We start from the raw sequence: 18239 nt of genomic DNA, 5'->3' as shown, positions 1-18239 counted from the left end.
CTCAGAAGCGGGCTGACAGCGCTGTGGCTGCAAGATGGGCGGCAAAGCCGCTCGAAGCCGCCGCGGGCATCTCCGGAGCGAGATGCAGGAACTGCTTGACGGCGCGCAGCGTGACGGCGCTGCAGCCGAGCAGCGTTTCGGTGAGCGCCCCGGCTTCGGCGTCGAGCAAGGCGGATGCAACGACGCGGCTCACGAGCCCCGCCGCCAGCGCTTCGTGCGCGGAGAGCCGCGCGCGGCTCAGCACCATGTGTGCAACCGTCTTGACTGGAACGCGTCCGATCAGCGCCGACATGACGAGCGTCGGCGGAATGTCGCGCTCCATCTCGGGGATCTGGAACACGGCGTCGTCGGCGGCAAGCGCGACATCGCAAACGCCCGCGAGCGCGCATCCCACGCCAATCGCCTCGCCGCGCACGACCGACAGCACCGGCACACGCACCGCCTTCAGCGCATCGTAGAGCGCGAGCGGCGGCGCGGCGACGACGCGGCGCAGCGTTTCCGCCGACGGCTTCGCGCCTGCCGGCGGCATCGGCGACTGGCGTCCTTTGCAGAAGTCCTTGCCGCTCGTGACAATGCGCACGAGCTTGGTGTCGTCGTCGATCGTGGTCAGGGCGGCGATGATCGCATCGCTCATCGCCTGGTCGATCAGGTTGCCGTTCTCAGGACGGTCGAGCACCACTTCGAGCAACGCGCCCTCACGGCGGATAGTCACGGATTCAGTCGACATGAGCGCCTCCTTGCGCGCGGTGTATGTATTCCCAGATCACCCTGGGCGTGGCCGGCATCGCGAGTTCGTCGCTGCCGTAGTCGCGCAGCGCGTCGGCCAGCGCGTTGAAAATGGTGGCCGTAGCCGGCGTGATGCCGCTTTCTCCACCGCCTTTCACTCGCAGCGGATTGCCCTGCGTCGGATCTTCCGTCAGCTCCACGTTGAGCGGCGGAATCACGCCGGCGCGCGGCACGCCGTAGTCCATGTAGGAGCCGGTCAGCACCTGGCCGGTTTGGCGATCCATGTAGAAGCCTTCCGAGAGCGCCTGGCCGATTCCCTGCGCGAGGCCGCCATGCACCTGGCCTTCGACGATCAGCGGATTGATCGGCTGCCCCACGTCGTCCACCGACGTGTAGTTCACCAGCTCGACCGCGCCGGTGTCGGGGTCCACTTCGAGTTCGCAGACGGCCGCGCCGGTCGGATGGGCGGGCACGCGCGTGCTGACTTCCGCGTGGGCGTGCAGCTTTTTCGCCGATGGGTCGCCTGGCAGGCCGTCTTTCGCCACATGCTGCGCGATCCCGGCAAGGCTCACTCGACGGCCGCTCGCGGGCGCGGTGAATTGCGCGTCGGCGAATTCGACGCTCGCTGCGTCCACATCGAGCAAGACCGCGGCGACGCGCTTGCCGGCCGCAATGATCTGTTGCGCGGTATCCACGAGCAGCATGCCGCCGAGCCGCATCGTGCGGTCCGAGTGACTGCCGCCGCCGACGCTCACGAACGCGGTATCGCCCGTGCGCAGCTTGACGGCTTCCATCGGCACGCCGAGATGATGCGCGACCACCTGCGCGAACGTGGTTTCGTGTCCCTGGCCGGTCGACTGCGTGCCCGACACGATATCGATGCCGCCGTCGGCGCGCACCGTCAGTTCGATGCGCTCACGCGGCGCGCCCACCGGCGATTCGATGTAGTTCGCAAGGCCGATGCCGCGCAGCCGTCCCTGCGCGCGCGACTGCTCGCGGCGCTCCGCGAAGCTGTCCCATTGCGCGAGCGTCAGCGCGCGCGCCATGTTGCGCGCAAAATCGCCGCTGTCGTATGTGAGACCCATCGGGCTGCGATACGGAAGCCTGTCTCGCGGCACCAGATTGCGCCGGCGAATCTCCGCGCGATCAATACCTAAGCCGGCGGCCGCAAGATCGAGCATACGTTCGATCACATGCGTCGCTTCGGGGCGGCCCGCGCCGCGATACGGCGCCGTGGGCACGGTGTTGGTCAGGACCGCGCTCACATGCACGGCGGCCACCGGTACGTCGTAGACGGTCGTCATGATGCGCGTGCCGTTCGACATCGGCACATACGAGACCGTGTGGGCGCCGACGTTGCCGATCCACTCGTTGTCGATGGCGAGCATGCGGCCGTCTTTCGAGAAACCGATCGTCGAGCGGATGATCGCGTCGCGCCCCTGGTAGTCCGACAGAAACGCTTCGCTGCGATCGCTCGTCCATTTGACCGGGCGTCCGATGCGGCGCGCGGCCCATACGACGGCAAGCTGTTCGACATAGATGAACGAGCGCGGCCCGAAGCCGCCACCGGTATCCGGGCAAATCACGCGCACGTTCGCCGGCGGCACTTTCAGCGCCGCGGCGAGGCAAAGCTGCTGGCGCACCGCGCCCTGACTGCCGGAGATCAGCGTGTAGACGCCGGTTGCCGCGTCGTACGCGCCGATTGCGCTGCGCGGCTCCATCTGGCAATTGACGAGCCGGCTGTGATGAAACTCGCGGCGCACGACATGATCCGCTTTGGCGATGATCGCGCGCGCGGCGTCACGATCGCCGATCTGGGTCTGAAAGCACAGGTTGCCCGGCGCGCCATCCCAGAGTTGCGGCGCACCGTCCTGCATCGCGTCGTTGCCGTTGATCACGGCGTCGAGCACGTCGTAGTCCACGTCGATCAGTTCGGTCGCGTTGCGCGCCTGCAGCGGCGTCTGCGCGATCACCATCGCGATCGCTTCGCCCACATGGCGCACCCGGTCGACCGGCAGCGGGAGATGGGGCTGATTGAAGATCGAGCCGGTCAGCGACGTGAGGAAAGCCTTCTTCGTCGCGTCGATGGCATCGACGGGATTCGGCACATGGTCCACCCCCTTGAAGCCGTCGTCGAGATAATCCTGGCCCGCCAGTACCGCGATCACGCCGGGCGCTTCGCGGGCGGCGGCGATGTCGATCGAACGCAGCACGGCGTGCGCATGGGGCGAGCGCAGAAACGCCGCATGCAACTGTGCGTCGACGTGAATATCGTCTGTGTACTGGCCGTTGCCGGTGACGAAGCGCTGGTCTTCGACGCGAGGTATCGGTTTGCCGATCATGACGAGTGAGCCTCCGTCCTGGCGAACGGCGCATCCGGATACATTTCGCGAGCCGCGTGGCGAACGGCCTCGATGATGTTCACATAGCCCGTGCAGCGGCAGATGTTGCCCTCCAGCGCATGAGCGATGCTCGCCTGGTCGAGCGCCGGCTCTTGGCGCAGATAGAAGGCGCTTGCCATGATCATGCCCGGCGTGCAGAACCCGCATTGCAGACCGTGGCACTGAACGAAAGCAGCCTGCACCGGGTGCAGTTTGCCGCCGCACGTTGCGTTGAGACCTTCGACCGTGACGACCTGGCCGCCGCTCGCCTGCGCGGCCAGCACGGTGCACGACTTGACGGCCTGACCGTCGAGAAGCACGGTGCACGCGCCGCACTGGCTCGTATCGCAACCCACGTGCGTGCCCGTGAGGCGCAATTGCTCGCGCAGGAATTCGACCAGCAGCGTGTTGTCGGGCACGTCGCGCGCGACGTCCGCGCCGTTCACCTGCAATTGGACATCAACCATGATTCACCTGTGTTTCCGGTTCTTGCGCTCATTGCGCGGCCTGGCTCGCTGCGCTCAGCGTCGCGTTGAAGCGTTTGAAGAATTCGGCGGCGAGCTTGTTCGCCACGGACGTGACAAGCCGCGAGCCGATCTGCGCGAGCTTGCCGCCGACCTGCGCGTCGGCCACGTAGGTGAGCAGCGTGCCGTCTTCGGCATCGGCGAGCGTCACGGTTGCGGTCATCTTGCCGAAGCCCGCGATACCGCCTTCGCCCTGGCCTACGATCCGGTAGCCGCTCGGCGCATCGCGATCCGACAGTTCGAGCGTGCCCTTGAAGCGCGCCTTGACGGGCCCGACCGACGCCACCACCACCGCCTTGTAGCGGTCTTCGCTTTCGGCCTCGAACGATTCGCAACCAGGTATGCATTCCTGCAGCACGGCTGCGTCGTTGAGTCCTTGCCAGACCTGTTCGCGCGATGCCGCGATGGTTTGCGATCCAGTAAATTCCATTCTTGTCTCCTCGATGAGCGTCCGCTGTGACGACGCAGTTACGACGCCGTTACGACGCAAGCAGCGCCTGCAGTGCGCGGCGGGTATAGGTTTCGATCAGATGAGCGCGATACGGCGCGGACGCGTTGTCGTCGTCGGGGAGCGTATCGCGGTCGATGCAAAGCGACGCGAGCGCCGCGTGCGAAAGGTCCTGCTGCAAGGCGTTTTCCGCATCGAACCAGCGGAACACCGACGCGCCCGCGCCCGTCACGGCGACGCGGATCGTATCGTCGTACTGGGCGATGAAGACGCCGGCCACCGCGTAGCCGGAGGCCGGATGCCGGTACTTGGCGTAGGCCGCGCGCAGCGGAATCGCAAATTCGATTGCGGTCACGAGTTCGTCCGGGCGCAGCGCGGTCTCGAAGGTATCCACGAAGAATTCGTCGGCGGGAATGCGCCGTTGCGACGACGTGACGACGTGCGCATTCAGACCGAGCACGGCGGCGGGGTAGTCGGCGGCCGGATCGTTGTTGGCGACCGAGCCGCCCAGCGTGCCGCGGTTGCGCACCTGCGGATCGGCGATCACGCCAGCCAGGCTGGCAAGCGCCGGAATCGCGCCGCGCACGACGCTCGACGCCGCAACCTCGGCGTGTTTGCTCAGCGCGCCAATGCGTAAAATGCCGCCGTGCACTTCAATGCCACGCAGCGCGTCGATGCGCGTGAGATCGATCAGATGCGAGGGCGCGGCGAGGCGCTGCTTGAGGGTGGGAATCAGCGTCATGCCGCCCGACAGCGGCCGCGCTTCTTCATGCTCGCGCAGCCAGCCGACGGCTTCGTCAAGCGATGCGGCGCGCAGATAGGTGGTCTCGTACATGGTGTCTCCTGCATCGCGCCGGTTGTGTTGGCGCGCGTGCCTGACTGCTTAGCGCGGTCCGTTAAGGCTCCGAGAGCCAGTTTTCGAGTGCGGTCGCCAGCGCCACCGGCACTTCGTTCATTGCGTAATGCCCTGCATTGGTCAAGGTTTCGACGGCGGCATTCGGATACCACGTCAGCCACGTGCGCGCCGTCAGCTCCGCCGTGATGGCCGGATCGTGTTCGCCCACGAAGAGTTTGACCGGCGTGGGATTGCCTTCCACCTGTGCGGCAAAGTCGCCGGTGGCCCAATGCGGCAGATAGGCCGCGAAAGCCTCGCGGCGCGATTCGCGCTCCGATTGCTGGGCGAGGTGCGCGCTCCATCGTGCGGCGAGCCGGCTGCCCGTCGAAAAGTGGATGATGCCCGCGCGCTTCGTCACGTCGCCGATTGCGGCGGCAAACATCGCGAGACGCGTGTCGTCCATGCGCGAGCCGCACGCGGGAACGGCCGACACCCCCGCCATCTTCACGATGCGCCTGGGCGCCGCCAGCATCACCCGCTGCATCGCCATGCCGCCCATCGAGTGGCCGATCAGGCTGAAGCGCTGCCAGCCGAGATGGTCCGCGAGCGCAAGTACGTCGCTTGCCACTTCGTCGAAGGTGAATTCGCCGTCTTTGTCGCGCGAAAGCCCGTAGCCGCGATAGTCGAAGAACGCGTAGCTGAAGCGCTCGGGATCGAGTGCGGGCGTGAGCGCGTTCCAGTCGGCCGAACTGCCGAACCAGCCGTTCAGCGCGATGACTTTATGCGGGCCGCCGCCGAACTGCGCGAAGCCGTTGAGCGTCGTCATGGTTCAGTGTTCTCCGTGCGGCAGCGGATACGGTGCGTGCGGATACGGCAACGCCGGCGCGATGCGCGCGCGGCACTCGCCGAAGCCGATCGACACTGCGCCGGGCGCGCTCGCACGCGCACTCAGCACGATCTCGTCGCCGTCTTCGAGCGCGATGCGCGATTCGCCGCTCGGCAGCGCAAGCGGCTTCTTGCCCGCGTCGGTCAGTTCGGTCAGACAGGCGCGCGATTCATCGCTCGCACCGGAGATCGTGCCGCTGCCGAGCAGGTCGCCCGTGCGCAGGTTGCAGCCGTTGCTCGTGTGATGCGCGACCATCTGCGCAAACGTCCAGTAGAGATTGTCCAGATGCGTGTGCGTGATTCGCACAGGCTCGATGTGGTCGCGCCGCATCGCAGCCGTGGACAGTTGTGCGAACAACTGCAGGTCCAGACCGCCGCTTTGCTGGTCCTGCACGCCGTGAAGATGCGGCAGGATCGCCGGATCGCCGGCGGCGCGTGCGGGCGCCGCCTTGCGAAACGGGGCGAGCGCTTCGTCGGTGACGATCCAGGGCGAGATGCTCGAATGAAAGCTCTTTCCAAGGAACGGCCCCAGTACCTGCTCGAACCATTGAATGGTCTTCGCCGACCAGTCGTTGAGCAGACAGTAACCGAAGATGTGCGCGCGGGCGTCGTCGATCGGAATGGCTTGCGTCAGCGGGTTGCCGCGGCCGATCACGGCAGCCAGCTCCAGTTCGAAGTCGAGCATCGGCGCGGGCCCGAAACACACGCGGCCTTCCGCGTCGCGATACTGGCCGTACGGGCGCCGCACTTCGCCGCCGCTCACGCGCAGCGACGAAGCCCGGCCGTGATACGCGATCGGCAGCGATTTGAACGCGGCCGGCAGCGGATCGGCGAGGCCCTTGTAGCGGCCGTGGCGCTCGGTGTGATGAAGCGACGTCAGAAAGTCGGTGTAGTCGCCGATCGTGCACGGCAGTGTCAGTTGCACATCGTTCATCTGCGGCAGCACGGCGTCGATCGACGATTCGAGCCGCGAGCGTGCGGGCGCGTTCTGCGCGAGCAGCGCCGACAGTGCGCCACGCAACGCGCTCACATGGCGGGCGTCGAGCGCCATTAGCGCGTTCAGCGTACCGTCGCGAACCGACGCGCAGGCGAGCGCCGCGTCGCCTTCCAGCAGCGCCGTGTCGTGCAGCGCGCGCAAATCGACGATGCGATCGCCGATTGCGACGCCGGTGCGCAATTCGCCGCCTCGCACGAATGCGCCGAACGGCAGGTTCTGAATGGGGAAATCCGCGTTGCCGGCGTTCGCCGATTCGATCCAGCTGCGCCGCGCCGGATCGTGCGTGGAATTGAGCGCGCTCATGCGGGGCGTGTCTCCGATACTGCCTTGTTCTTTTCAGCGGTCCAGGCGTCGAGCACCGGCCGAGCCCGCATTCTATAACCCGCGAGTTCTTCGGCGGGCGCGACGGGCACCGTTAGTTCGACACGCAAGCCGTTCGGGTCGAAAAAATAGATCGAGCGGACGAAGTGATGATCGGTGACGCCGAGCACCTCGACGCCATTGTGGGTCAGCCGCGCTTTCATCGTTTCCAACTGTTCGAGCGTTGCCAGGCGCAGCGCGATGTGGTTGACCCACGCGGGCGTATTCGGCGAGGCAAGCGCGGCGGTTCCATCGCCGAGATCGAAGAAGGCGATGTTCGAGCCGTCCGCCATTTCGAAGAACAGATGCACGTAGGGACAATATTCGCCGGTGCTCGGCACGCGGTCCAGGCGGATGACGTGCACGAGCGGCAGACCGAGAATGTCTTCGTAGAAGTGACGCGTTTCCTCGGCGTCGCGGCAGCGCCACGCAAAATGATGCAGGCCGAGCACCGGCGCTGGAGGTTCGAGATGGATGGACACAGTGTCTCCTGGTATTGCTGGATCGTACGGGGCAGCGTCGCGCGAAACCCGGCGCGGGTCAGACTTCGATCGCGTCGACGTTGTATTCGAACAGCCAGTTGTAGCGCTCCTTCACGCGCTCCTCGCTCCACTCGCGGTCCACATAGGCGGCTGCGCCTTCCGCATGGGCAAGCTGCGGATTGTGAAAGCGCGTCGCGTTGGCCGCCGAACCGCGCACGACTTTCGCGGTGCGTTCGAGCCGCAGCGCCTCATAGCGTTGCAGTGCCTGCGGCACGTCGTGCGTATAGCGTTCGAGACAGCGCGCGAGCAGATAGCCGTCTTCGATCGCCATGCCGGCGCCTTGCGCGAGAAACGGCAACGTCGGATGACAGGCATCGCCGAGCAGCGTCGCGTGGCCCTGGCTCCAGCGGGCCATCGGCTCGCGCACCATCAATGCCCATTTATACGGAATGTCGATCGCGGAAATCAGCGTGCGCACATCTTCGTGCCAGCCTTCGAAGTCGGCGAGACATTCGTCGAGCGTGCCGCGTTCGGACCATGATTCGACTTGCCAGCCCGACTTCTCGATCGCGCCGACGAAGTTGACGAGCCCGTTGCCGCGCAGCGGATAGTGAATGACGTGCGCGCCGGGGCCGACCCAGTTCGCGCCGTAAGGCGAACGCAAGTGCTCCGGCAGCTTGCTCGCGTCGATCACGCCGCGCCATGCCATCACGCCCGAAAACACGGGCTCGTCAGGGCCGAAGAGCGCGTGCCGCACACGCGAATGCACGCCGTCCGCACCGATCAGCAGATCGCCTTCGCAGGTTTCGCCATTGACGGCCTGCACCAGCACCTTGCCGTTCTGTTGCGAGAAGCTCTCCACCTTATGGTTCAGGCGAATGGCGTCGGGTTTCATGGAGCGCACCACGTCGGCGAGTTTCTGATGCAGGTCGGCGCGATGCAGTGTGAAGTAGGGATAGCCGTAGGTCTCGCGCGATTGCGCGCCGAGATCGAACAGGCGCCATGTCTGGCCGGTGTTCCATAGACGCACGCGCTTGCCGAGCGGTTCGCACGCAAGGCCCTCGAGCGCATCGCCCGCGCCGAGCTGGAACAGCACGCGGGTGGCGTTCGGGCTCAGTTGCACGCCGGCGCCGATCTCCTTGAGCGCCTGCGCCTGCTCGAACACCGTGACATCGAAACCTTTCTTCAATAATGCGGCTGCGGCCGTCAATCCGCCGATACCGGCGCCTGCAATAACTATCTTCATTCGACGATTCGACCTTTTTCGTAATGAGCGCTTTTATCGATCTTCGTTATGAATCGATCGATAGTCTTTATAAGTAGCCAACGCGGTGAAATCGGGAATCACTTTAATTCAGCGAATCGCGCGAAAGAAGCAAATTAATCCGAATGGATCATCACTGAAATTTGATAATCGGAACAGGCGCTGTGACAAGGGCGCGGTGGCCCTGAACGGCAGAGACGGCGGCGCGCCTACATGCCCCAGCGCTGCACCGTGGCGGCGTCCAGCCCGAACAGGTCGAGCACGCGGCCGAGCGTGTGATCGACCATGTCGGTCAGCGACTCGGGATTCGCGTAGAACGCGGGCACGGGCGGATAGACGATGGCGCCGGACTCGGTTACCGCCGTCATGCTGCGCAGATGGCCGAGGTGCAGCGGTGTCTCGCGCACCATCAGCACGAGGCGGCGGCGCTCCTTCAACGTGACGTCCGCGGCGCGCGAAAGCAGGCCGCTGGTCATGCCCGTGGCGATTTCCGACAGCGTCTTGATCGAGCAGGGCGCGACGATCATGCCCATCACCGGGAACGATCCGCTCGAGATCGACGCGCCGATATCGGTGTTGGAATGGCAGACGCTCGCCATCGCGCGGATGTCGGCGACGCTGAAGTCCGATTCGTGAGCGAGCGTCACCTGCGCCGAGCGGCTCATCACCAGGTGCGTTTCGATTTCGAGCTTGCGCAGCAGTTGCAGGAGCCGCACGCCGTATATGACGCCCGACGCGCCGCTGATTCCAACCACCATGCGCCGCGGCAGCATGCCTCTTATATCCATACGAGTCTCCAGACGCAGGTTCTTAATGCCGACGCGGCGGATGGTAGCACCGGGTTCTGGCTAATAGAAGCGTGGGCGCCAATTAATCGCGCTTACCTGGTATTTTCACCGACCATTAAAAGCTTTATTCGTTTTGTTCGATGAGTTGATAAATAATTCACGATTCAAAAGCCTAAATCCATTCGCTACACTCCCGGCAACATCTGGAAAGACGGCAGCGAACCGCGCAGCAGACCGGCGCCTGTCACCCACATGGGGATCGGTCAGCAGACATGCGGCCGGCGACAAAAAAGACATTGGAGACATGGGTTGAAAACGACGAGTCTGTTCTCAGGTGCGTGCGCGTTGGTGCTGGGGTGCCCCGCGTTCGCGCAGTCATCGGTGACGCTCTACGGGAGCGTCGACGTGGGTGTCGATTTCGTGACGAACTCGCGCGGCGGGCATCTGTATCAGGAGTCGGCCGGCAAGCGCACGCCGGACCGTTTCGGCTTTCTCATCAAGGAAGACATTGGCGGCGGCAACACGGTTTTCGCGCGGCTGGAGTCGGGTTTTCTCACCAACACGGGCGCGCAGATCAATCCGGCCAGCTTCTTCAACCGGGACGCGTACGTGGGCATCACGAACAGCCGCTTCGGCTCGCTGAGTCTCGGCCATATCCCCGACTATGTGTACGAGTACGTGGGCGCGTTGAACAATTCGGTGCCGGGTATCTCGTCGTATTACACCGTGGGCAATCTGGACGGCCTCGCGAACACGCGCGCGCTCGACAACTCGGTGAAGTACGAATCGATCGACTACCGCGGTTTCCAGGCCGGTGCGATGAACGCCTTCGGCAACCAGACGAACTTCAGCGAAGGGCGTCAGTACAGCGTGGGTGCGCGCTACCAGAACGGCAGAGTCAAACTGGGCGCGGCGTATTCGATGTCGCACAACCGCACGGCCGACCTGTTCGGTATCTTCGGCGTGACCTCGGTACTCGGTCAGCGGCTCAAGCAGGGCACCCTGTTCAACGCTGACCATTACAGCACGATAGCGGTCGGCGGCTCGGTGGTCGTGGGCGACTTCATTCCGCACGCCACCTTTACGGACGTGAAGCTCGAAGATCCGCAGGGCTCGGTGACGGAGCGCAACTATCAGGTGGGCGTCAACATCGACCTGAGCGGCGGCAAGCGCTTCTATGTGATGGGGATTTCGTACAACCGCTCCATGTTCGAGGGGCTGACGTACAACCAGTACAACCTGTTCATCACGCACTATCTGTCCAAGAGCACGCAGATCTATGCAGGCGTCGGCCTGCAACGGGCCTCGGGCACGAATGCGAAGGCGGAGCAGTTCGGCTATCAGCCGTCGAGTTCGAGTGCGCAGACGGTTGGACGTATCGGTATCAACCAGATGTTTTGATGTGACGCGGATGCCGTGTGCCGGGTAACGCGGCGGGCTTTGTTCACTAATTTCGATTTCATCATCGGGATTTTTTGATTCTGTCGCCCGCTGCCGGGCCGTATATTGAGGCTCCCGGCGCAGGCGCCAACGGGAAACAGAACGAAGCGGCGTGCGCGGCAACTGCGCCCACCGCCTGATCGGCATATTGGGACGCACATGCAAGCAGAGCGCACATTCAACATATCGACACTCATCGAAGAGCAGAAGACAGGACGTTTCGCGGTCGGCTTGCTGTTCTGGTGCTTCCTCATCATGCTGATGGACGGTTACGACCAGACGGCCGTGTCGTTCGCTGCGCCCGCCATCATCAAGGAGTGGCACGTCGCACGCGGCGGCTTTGGACCGGTCTTCGGCGCGGGTCTGTTCGGCACGTTGATCGGCTCGTTCATCTTCGGCTATTTCGGCGACCGCTTTGGCCGCAAGCGTGCGATTGTGTCGGGCAGCCTGTTTTTCGGTCTGCTGACGCTTCTGTCGGTGTGGGCAACTTCGCTGCACGAACTCATGCTGCTGCGTTTTATCGCCGGTCTCGGCATGGGCGGCGTAGTGCCGAATTCGGTTGCGCTCGTCGCCGAATACGCGCCCAAACGGTTGCGCGCCACATGGGTGACGCTGATGTTCTCGGGCTTTTCCATCGGCGCGGGGTCCGGCGGGCTGGTTTCGTCGGCTCTCATTCATCGCTATGGCTGGCCGGTGATGTTCGTCGTGGGCGGTATCGGCTCGCTCGCGGTCGCGTGCCTGCTGATCGTGACGCTGCCGGAATCCGCGAAGCTGCTGGTAGTGCGTCGGCGCAGTGTGGAAACGGTGCGCAAGCTCGTTGCGCGTCTGCGCCCCGAACTGGCGCTTCCCGCCGACGCGCAGTTCGTGCCCGGCGAAGTGCAGGAAAAGAAGCGCTTTGTGCTCAAGCTGATTTTCTCCGACGGCCTGCGCGCAATCACGCCGTTGCTGTGGATCGTATTCATCGTCAATTCAATGGCGCTGTACTTCTTGCAGAACTGGCTGCCCATTCTGATGGAAGGTGTCGGCATCAATCCGCAGAGCGCTGGTGTCATCACAACGATGTTCTCGGTGGGCGGCGTGCTCGGCGGACTGATCCTGTGCCGCTTTGTCGACCGTCACGGCGTGCTTGCGATCATCTCGTTGCCGGCGGTCGGCTGCCCCGTGGTCGCCTTCCTCGGGCATGGCATGTCCGAGGCGTGGCTCATGTTCGCCGTGTTCGCGACGGGTTTCTGCGTGGTCGGCGCGCAGTACGGGCTGTACGCGGTGGCCGGGATGATTTACCCGACCTCGTTCCGCTCGGCGGGCGTGGGCAGTGCAATCTCCGTCGGCAAGATCGGCTCCGTATCGGGGCCTGTGATCGGCGGAATTCTGCTGTCCATGCATCTGCCGATCTCGCAGATGTTTTACGCGGCGTCCGGACTCTTTCTCGTCGCCGCCATCTTCTCGACCGTGCTCGCGGTGTTGTACAAGGCGCGATTCGGCGAACAGCATAAACAGGACGACGCCCGCATCAAGGAGATGCGTTCCGCGCTGGGCGACTCCTGATCCGGACCAGACAGAAGCGTTCATACAATCAGCCGGCCGGCGCCGCAAACGGGCGAACGGCCGCAGCCACGGAGACCCGATGAGCCCGTACTTCGAACGTGCTTGTGGATGCGCGTCGGCGCGCGCCATGCGCCGCGCCGATGGGAGATACACGCGATGACTGTGCTTCACGAAAGCGCCAGCGCTGTTGCCCCGGCCGTTGACATCACCGCGCTCATCGAGCGGCAGAAGTTGCGCGGCTTTTCGCTGGGCCTGATTGCATGGTGCTTCGTGATCGTGCTCATCGATGGCTACGATCAGGTCGCCGCTGCCTATGCCGCTCCCACGCTCGTCCGCGCATGGCACGTGAAGGCCACCGAGTTCGGTCATGTGTTCGGTTACGGCCTCGTCGGCGTGCTCGTCGGTTCGTTGCTGCTGGGCTTTCTCGGCGATCGCATTGGACGGCGTCTCACGATCATTTACGGCGTGTTGTGGTTCGGCATCCTGACACTTGCGTGCAGCCGGGCGGCATCGCTCGATCAATTGACCGTGCTGCGTTTTGTTGCGGGAATCGGCATGGGCGGCGTGGTGCCCAATACGGTCGCGCTGGTGTCGGAATATGCGCCGAAGGCACGCCGCGCGACATGGATCACGCTAATGTTCTCGGGCTTTTCGATCGGAGCCGGCGGCGGTGGCGCGATCGCTTCGTGGATGCTGCCGCGCTTCGGCTGGCCGGTCCTCTTCGAGGTGGGCGGCGTCGCGGCCATTGCGGTCGCCCTCGTGTCTTTCGCCGTGCTGCCCGAGTCTGTCCGTTTCCTGATCCTCAGGGGGCGGGCGCCGCGCGAAGTCGCCCGCATCGCTCGCCGTCTCGGTTCGGACAGGGTTCTCGACGACGCGGAAAACCAGGCTGCGCGCTATATCGTTCAGGACGAAAAGCGTATTCGCGCGACACCGCTCGCGTTGTTCGGCAACGGTCTTGTCCGTGTGACGCCTTTGCTGTGGGCGCTCTTTGTCCTGAATTCGCTCGCACTGCATTTTCTGCAGAACTGGCTGCCGATTCTGTTCAGCATGAGCGCGCTGCCGGCGGCGCAGGCGGCGAAAGCCGCGATGATGTTTCCGGTCGGCGGGACGGTCGGTGCGCTCGCGCTGTGCCGATGCGTGGACCGTTACGGCATAGCGGTGATTCTGTTGCTCGCTTTGGTCGGGCTTCCGGTTTGCATCTCGCTCGGCATGCCGATGCCCGCTCTTTGGCTCTACGGCGCGTCGTTCATGAGCGGGGTATGCGTGATCGGCAGTCAGTTTGCGCTCTATGCGGTGGCCGGCATGCTGTATCCGACGATGTTGCGCTCGGCCGGAGTCGGCTCGGCCATCGGCATTGGCAAGCTCGGCTCGGTAATCGGCTCGGTGCTCGGAGGCGTCCTGCTGGCGATGCATTGGCCGGTTGCCGATCTTTTCATGAACGTGTCGGGCGTTTTCATCTTCATTGCGCTGTTGTCCGTCTGGCTGGGCTGGAACCGGCGCCGCGCAGCAAGCCAGTCGATCGCGTAACTCAACGCCGCTTGCCGCAACCAGGCGCGGCATATACGGGCAAGGCCGTGCGCGAGTCGACGCGTCATAGCGTCCACGGCATTTATCCGATTTCAAAAGCAGAGGTTCGCATCATGCTGTCCTTTTCCAACGCCTCCAACGCTTCCAACGCTTCCAACGCTTCCAACGCCGACATGGCCACACCGGTCTCCGAACCGGACCCGGTTAGCCGCGCCGATGCGTTCGGCGCGACAGATCGTGCGGCCGCACCTGCCGGGCTGCGCAAGGCGATTTCGTTGCAGCAGCGCATTGCGCTGACGATGGCGTTGCTCGCCGCGTTGATGATCGCCATCGGCGTGCTCGGACTGGCGGGCGCATGGCGTGCGAACCAGGCGACGCGCGATACCTATGAGAACAAGCTGACGGCTGCGGTCCACATCGGTAACGCCGAACTGCTGATGGCGCGTACCCGCCTCGTGCTCGGCGGTGCAATGGCCGCGACGGACACCGCGCGCGCGGGGGAGCAGATTCGCCATGCCGCCGACTTCCTCAAGCAATCGGACGAACAGTGGCGCAGCTTCGTGAACGAGCCGCACGAAGCGGGCGAAGCGTCTCTTATCGACGCCGCGGGGCAGCGCCGCGACGCAATGCGTGTCGCGATGCGAGCGTTCCTCGACGCGCTGCAGTCAGGTGACCGGTCGACTGCGCAGCGGATCGGCGTATCGCAGTTGAGCACGCTGTTCAACGACATGAGCGCGGCGAACGACACGCTCAAACGCTCGCTGTATGCCAATGCGAAACGCAGCTACGACGACGCGGAACACTACTTCAAGCTTTTCTTTGCGGGATCGACGGCGATGCTTGCGTTCGGCGTCGCCGCGGCGGCGTTCAGTTGGCTGGCGCTGCGCCGTGCGATCGTTGCACCGCTTCGCGACGCGCTCGCGCATTTCGACGCCATTGCGGCCGGAGATCTGAGCCGCACGGTTGCCCGTCACCGCGCCGATGAAATGGGACAACTGCTCGACGGACTGCATCAGATGCAGGCGCGGCTCGCGCAAACGGTAACGGCGGTGCGCGACAGTTGTGAATCGATCGGTACGGCCGTTGGTGAGATTGCTGCCGGCACGCTGGATCTGTCCGCGCGGACGGAAGAACAGGCGGCGTCGCTCGAGCAGACCGCCGCTAGCATGAGCGGTCTGACGGAGACGGTGCGCCGCAATGCGACGCGGGCGCAGCAAGCATATGGCGTCGCGCAGGAGGCGGCCTCGGCCGCGAACCAGGGCAACGATGCCGTCGAAGAAGTGAGCAAGACCATGGCGCGCATCGACGCCAGTTCGAGGAAGATCGCGGACATCACGGGAATCATCAAGGGCATCGCGTTCCAGACCAATATCCTCGCCTTGAACGCTGCCGTGGAAGCGGCGCGGGCTGGCGTGCATGGACGGGGCTTTGCCGTCGTCGCCGCCGAGGTGCGCTCTCTCGCGCAGCATGCGTCGACGGCTGCGAAGGACATTGGCGTGCTGGTGGCGGATTCCGTCGGCGCGGCGGCGGATGGCTCGACGCTCGTAACACATGCGGAGGGCGCGATCCGGGCCGTGCTCGACGCAGCCGGACGCTTTCGCGAAGTAATGAGCGAGATGACTGCCGCGGCCGAGGAGCAGCGCGTCGGCATCGAGCAGGTCGACGCCGCACTGACCATGATGGATTCGATCACGCAGCAGAACGCGGCGCTCGTCGAGCAGGCGAGCGCATGCGCCCAGTTACTCGACGAGCAGTCCCGGCAGTTGAGCCGGCAAGTCGCGGTGTTTCGCATCGGCGCCGCATAGCGATGCCGGTGCGGTGCGATCTTGCCTCAGCGTGCGGCGCTTACGATTTACGACCTACGACCTACGACCTACGACTGTGACGACACCTGCTCGCGCCACCGATACGCCTGCTGCCATCCAAGCAAACGCTTGAGCTTCTCGTTACTCAGCAGGGTCTCGAACTCGCCGAGCGGCTTTTTGACCGGCACATTCGGGTAGTAGGTCTTCAGCAGTTCGGCAACCGGGCGGTCCGAAGAGACGTCGTCGGCGGCGACATTCATCACCGTATAGCCCAGCCCGTCTTTTTCAATGCCGAGACGGCAGGCCGCCGCGAGATCGCGGCCGTCGATATAACTCCATGCGATGCGCTTTCTCAACGCAGGGTCCTTCAGCCAGACGGGGAATTTCCGGTAGTCCTCGGGATCGAGTACGTTGCCGATACGGAAGCAGTAAATGTCCGAGCCCGTGCGCGCATGAAACGCCTTGGCCGTCACTTCATTAATGACCTTCGACGTGGCGTAGCTGTCCATCGGGTCCACCGGGTACTCCTCGTCGAGCGGAAAATACGCCGGGTCGCGATGGCGATGCGCGAACACCACGCCGTATGTCGTCTCGCTGGAAGCCACGATGACCTTCCTGATACCGAGCTTCGCCGCCGCGTCCAGCACGTTGTAAGTGCCCATCACGTTGATGCGGAACACCTCGTTGTCGGTCGTGACGAGAATGCGCGGAATCGCCGCGAAATGCACGACCGCGTCAATCGGCTTGGGCTCGATGTCGTCGTCGAATTCCTTCGCCGTTGTAGTGGATGCGAACGCATTGAATACCTGTCCCGCATCGGTGATGTCGGTGATCAGGGTTCGCGCCGTGCCTTTGGCCATCGGTACGCGGTCCACATTGAGCACTTCATAGCCGTGCGCCACCAGATCCTCGACCACCCATTTGCCGGCAAGTCCGCTGCCGCCCGTCACTATCACTCGCTTGGTCATGCCTTGTCTCCTTTACAGTTCATAAAGCCGTCCGGTTTTGCCGCGCCGTTGATCACACCACTCGCATCCTAACGCCGCGCCTCGCGCTAATGCTGTGACGCGCGTCATAGGCACGGGGCCTTTCATCGCGCTATCCGCACGCAATCTACGGGTGAATCCCGATACGGATCTATGACGGGCGTCACAGATTTCCGCGGGCCGGCGCTTCTATGATCTGTTCCGGGCTTGTAAAGAGGAGCGATCGGTGACCGCAATATCGTCGAAGAAGGAACCCCAGCCTGCGCCGTCGCGTGCCGCGGAACGGATCAAGGCGTGTCTGCGGATACGCGAGCTGAACGTGCTGTCGGTGCTGCTGCTGGTCGGCTTGCTGATCAGCGTCTTCTCGCCATACTTCCTCACGACCAACAACCTGATGGGCGTGTTCCGCTCGTTTTCGCTGATCGCGCTGATGTCGATCGGCATGATGCTCGTGATCATTACAGGCGGCATCGACCTGTCGGTGGGCTCGGTCATGGGCTTATCGTCGCTCGTCACCGCGCTCGCCTTCCAGCACGGTTACAGCGCGCCGGTGGCGATCGGCGCGGGGCTCGGCGTGGGACTTGCCGTCGGCGCGTTCAACGGCTTCATGATCACGTGGATACAGTTGCCGCCTTTCATCGCGACGCTGGGCACGCTGTCGATCGGCCGCGGCCTCATGTACATCATCACCAAAGGCGTGCCCGTCACGCCCGACGTGCCCGACAGTTTCACCTTCATCGGTCAGGGCTATATCGGTTTCGTGCCCTTTCCGGTCGTCATTCTTCTGGCGATGACAGCCGTCTTTTCCATCGTCATGCGGCAGACGCGCTTCGGCCGTCATGTCTATGCGACGGGCGGCAACGAAGTGGCCGCGCGCCTGTCCGGCGTGCGCACGGCCCGCGTCAAGTTCTCGGTCTATGTGCTGTCCGGACTGATCGCGTCGATGGCGGGCGTCATCGCGTTCTCGCGCTTCGTATCGGCGGAGCCGGCCTCCGGCTTCGGCGCCGAACTCGACGTGATCGCGGCGGCTGCCATCGGCGGCGCAAGCCTGTCGGGCGGCGCGGGCAGCGTGGAAGGCGCCATCATCGGCGCGGCGCTCGCGGGAATCATCACGAACGGCGTGGTGCTGCTCAATATCGATACCTATGCGCAGCAGGCCATCACCGGCTGCGTGATCCTCATTGCCGTCAGCATCGACATCTGGCGCGTGCGCCGCAAGGAACGCTAGAAACACTAGAAACACGAG

16 protein-coding genes are annotated in these 18239 nt (G+C 64.2%); 5 read left to right on the top strand and 11 right to left on the bottom strand.

Annotated elements, in window-relative coordinates:
• Nucleotide 1: 1 nt before the first annotated feature.
• From BGRAMDRAFT_RS15625 to BGRAMDRAFT_RS15580, 10 genes are all read right to left on the bottom strand, one after another.
• Nucleotides 2-727: an enoyl-CoA hydratase/isomerase family protein gene (locus BGRAMDRAFT_RS15625; protein WP_006049750.1), complete on the bottom strand. Its 726-nt coding sequence runs from the start codon at nt 725-727 to the stop codon at nt 2-4.
• Nucleotides 717-3068: a xanthine dehydrogenase family protein molybdopterin-binding subunit gene (locus BGRAMDRAFT_RS15620; protein WP_006049749.1), complete on the bottom strand. Its 2352-nt coding sequence runs from the start codon at nt 3066-3068 to the stop codon at nt 717-719. The genes BGRAMDRAFT_RS15625 and BGRAMDRAFT_RS15620 overlap by 11 nt, the downstream gene beginning before the upstream one ends.
• Nucleotides 3065-3574, bottom strand: a complete 510-nt coding sequence (locus BGRAMDRAFT_RS15615; protein WP_006049748.1) for a (2Fe-2S)-binding protein — start codon at nt 3572-3574, stop codon at nt 3065-3067. Before BGRAMDRAFT_RS15615 ends, BGRAMDRAFT_RS15620 begins: the two co-directional genes overlap by 4 nt.
• Before the next feature lie 28 nt (nt 3575-3602).
• Entirely contained in the window at nt 3603-4061 is a 459-nt protein-coding gene (locus BGRAMDRAFT_RS15610; protein WP_006049747.1) for an SRPBCC family protein, read from the bottom strand.
• A gap of 49 nt (nt 4062-4110) precedes the next feature.
• Nucleotides 4111-4914, bottom strand: a complete 804-nt coding sequence (locus tag BGRAMDRAFT_RS15605) for an FAD binding domain-containing protein (RefSeq protein WP_006049746.1) — start codon at nt 4912-4914, stop codon at nt 4111-4113.
• Nucleotides 4915-4975: 61 nt separating this feature from the next.
• On the bottom strand, nt 4976-5740 hold the full coding sequence (locus BGRAMDRAFT_RS15600) for an alpha/beta fold hydrolase (RefSeq protein WP_006049745.1): 765 nt from the start codon (nt 5738-5740) through the stop codon (nt 4976-4978).
• A 3-nt stretch (nt 5741-5743) separates the two neighbouring features.
• On the bottom strand, nt 5744-7099 hold the full coding sequence (fahA, locus tag BGRAMDRAFT_RS15595; protein WP_006049744.1) for a fumarylacetoacetase: 1356 nt from the start codon (nt 7097-7099) through the stop codon (nt 5744-5746).
• Complete coding sequence (locus BGRAMDRAFT_RS15590; RefSeq protein ID WP_006049743.1) at nt 7096-7638, bottom strand: VOC family protein; 543 nt, start codon at nt 7636-7638, stop codon at nt 7096-7098. Before BGRAMDRAFT_RS15590 ends, fahA begins: the two co-directional genes overlap by 4 nt.
• Before the next feature lie 58 nt (nt 7639-7696).
• The gene (locus tag BGRAMDRAFT_RS15585; protein ID WP_006049742.1) at nt 7697-8884 is read right to left on the bottom strand and encodes an FAD-dependent monooxygenase; all 1188 of its coding nucleotides are present in this window, start codon (nt 8882-8884) and stop codon (nt 7697-7699) included.
• Between the two features lie 227 nt (nt 8885-9111).
• Nucleotides 9112-9690 carry a UbiX family flavin prenyltransferase gene (locus BGRAMDRAFT_RS15580; protein ID WP_006049741.1) on the bottom strand — a complete coding sequence of 193 codons (579 nt, stop codon included), beginning with the start codon at nt 9688-9690 and terminating at the stop codon, nt 9112-9114.
• Between the two features lie 309 nt (nt 9691-9999).
• Between BGRAMDRAFT_RS15580 and BGRAMDRAFT_RS15575 the strand changes: the two genes are divergently transcribed.
• The 4 genes from BGRAMDRAFT_RS15575 to BGRAMDRAFT_RS15560 all read left to right on the top strand — a co-directional run bounded on the left by BGRAMDRAFT_RS15575 (nt 10000) and on the right by BGRAMDRAFT_RS15560 (nt 16007).
• Nucleotides 10000-11091, top strand: a complete 1092-nt coding sequence (locus BGRAMDRAFT_RS15575; protein WP_006049740.1) for a porin — start codon at nt 10000-10002, stop codon at nt 11089-11091.
• 198 nt (nt 11092-11289) lie between these two features.
• Nucleotides 11290-12675: an MFS transporter gene (locus BGRAMDRAFT_RS15570; protein ID WP_006049739.1), complete on the top strand. Its 1386-nt coding sequence runs from the start codon at nt 11290-11292 to the stop codon at nt 12673-12675.
• Nucleotides 12676-12831: 156 nt separating this feature from the next.
• Nucleotides 12832-14202 carry an MFS transporter gene (locus tag BGRAMDRAFT_RS15565; RefSeq protein WP_006049738.1) on the top strand — a complete coding sequence of 457 codons (1371 nt, stop codon included), beginning with the start codon at nt 12832-12834 and terminating at the stop codon, nt 14200-14202.
• Between the two features lie 113 nt (nt 14203-14315).
• On the top strand, nt 14316-16007 hold the full coding sequence (locus BGRAMDRAFT_RS15560) for a methyl-accepting chemotaxis protein (RefSeq protein ID WP_006049737.1): 1692 nt from the start codon (nt 14316-14318) through the stop codon (nt 16005-16007).
• A gap of 68 nt (nt 16008-16075) precedes the next feature.
• On the opposite strand, the gene BGRAMDRAFT_RS15555 is transcribed toward BGRAMDRAFT_RS15560, so the two are convergent.
• The gene (locus BGRAMDRAFT_RS15555; RefSeq protein ID WP_006049736.1) at nt 16076-16975 is read right to left on the bottom strand and encodes an NAD-dependent epimerase/dehydratase family protein; all 900 of its coding nucleotides are present in this window, start codon (nt 16973-16975) and stop codon (nt 16076-16078) included.
• 244 nt (nt 16976-17219) lie between these two features.
• Here BGRAMDRAFT_RS15555 and BGRAMDRAFT_RS15550 point away from each other — a divergent pair, with 244 nt between their 5' ends.
• Nucleotides 17220-18221: an ABC transporter permease gene (locus tag BGRAMDRAFT_RS15550; protein ID WP_006049735.1), complete on the top strand. Its 1002-nt coding sequence runs from the start codon at nt 17220-17222 to the stop codon at nt 18219-18221.
• Nucleotides 18222-18239: the final 18 nt, after the last annotated feature.

It is taken from the genome of Paraburkholderia graminis C4D1M, from assembly GCF_000172415.1.
In the GTDB taxonomy this organism is placed as follows: Bacteria; Pseudomonadota; Gammaproteobacteria; order Burkholderiales; family Burkholderiaceae; genus Paraburkholderia; species Paraburkholderia graminis.
Note: the sequence above shows the minus strand (reverse complement) of the source record. Positions and strands in the feature narration are given on the sequence as shown.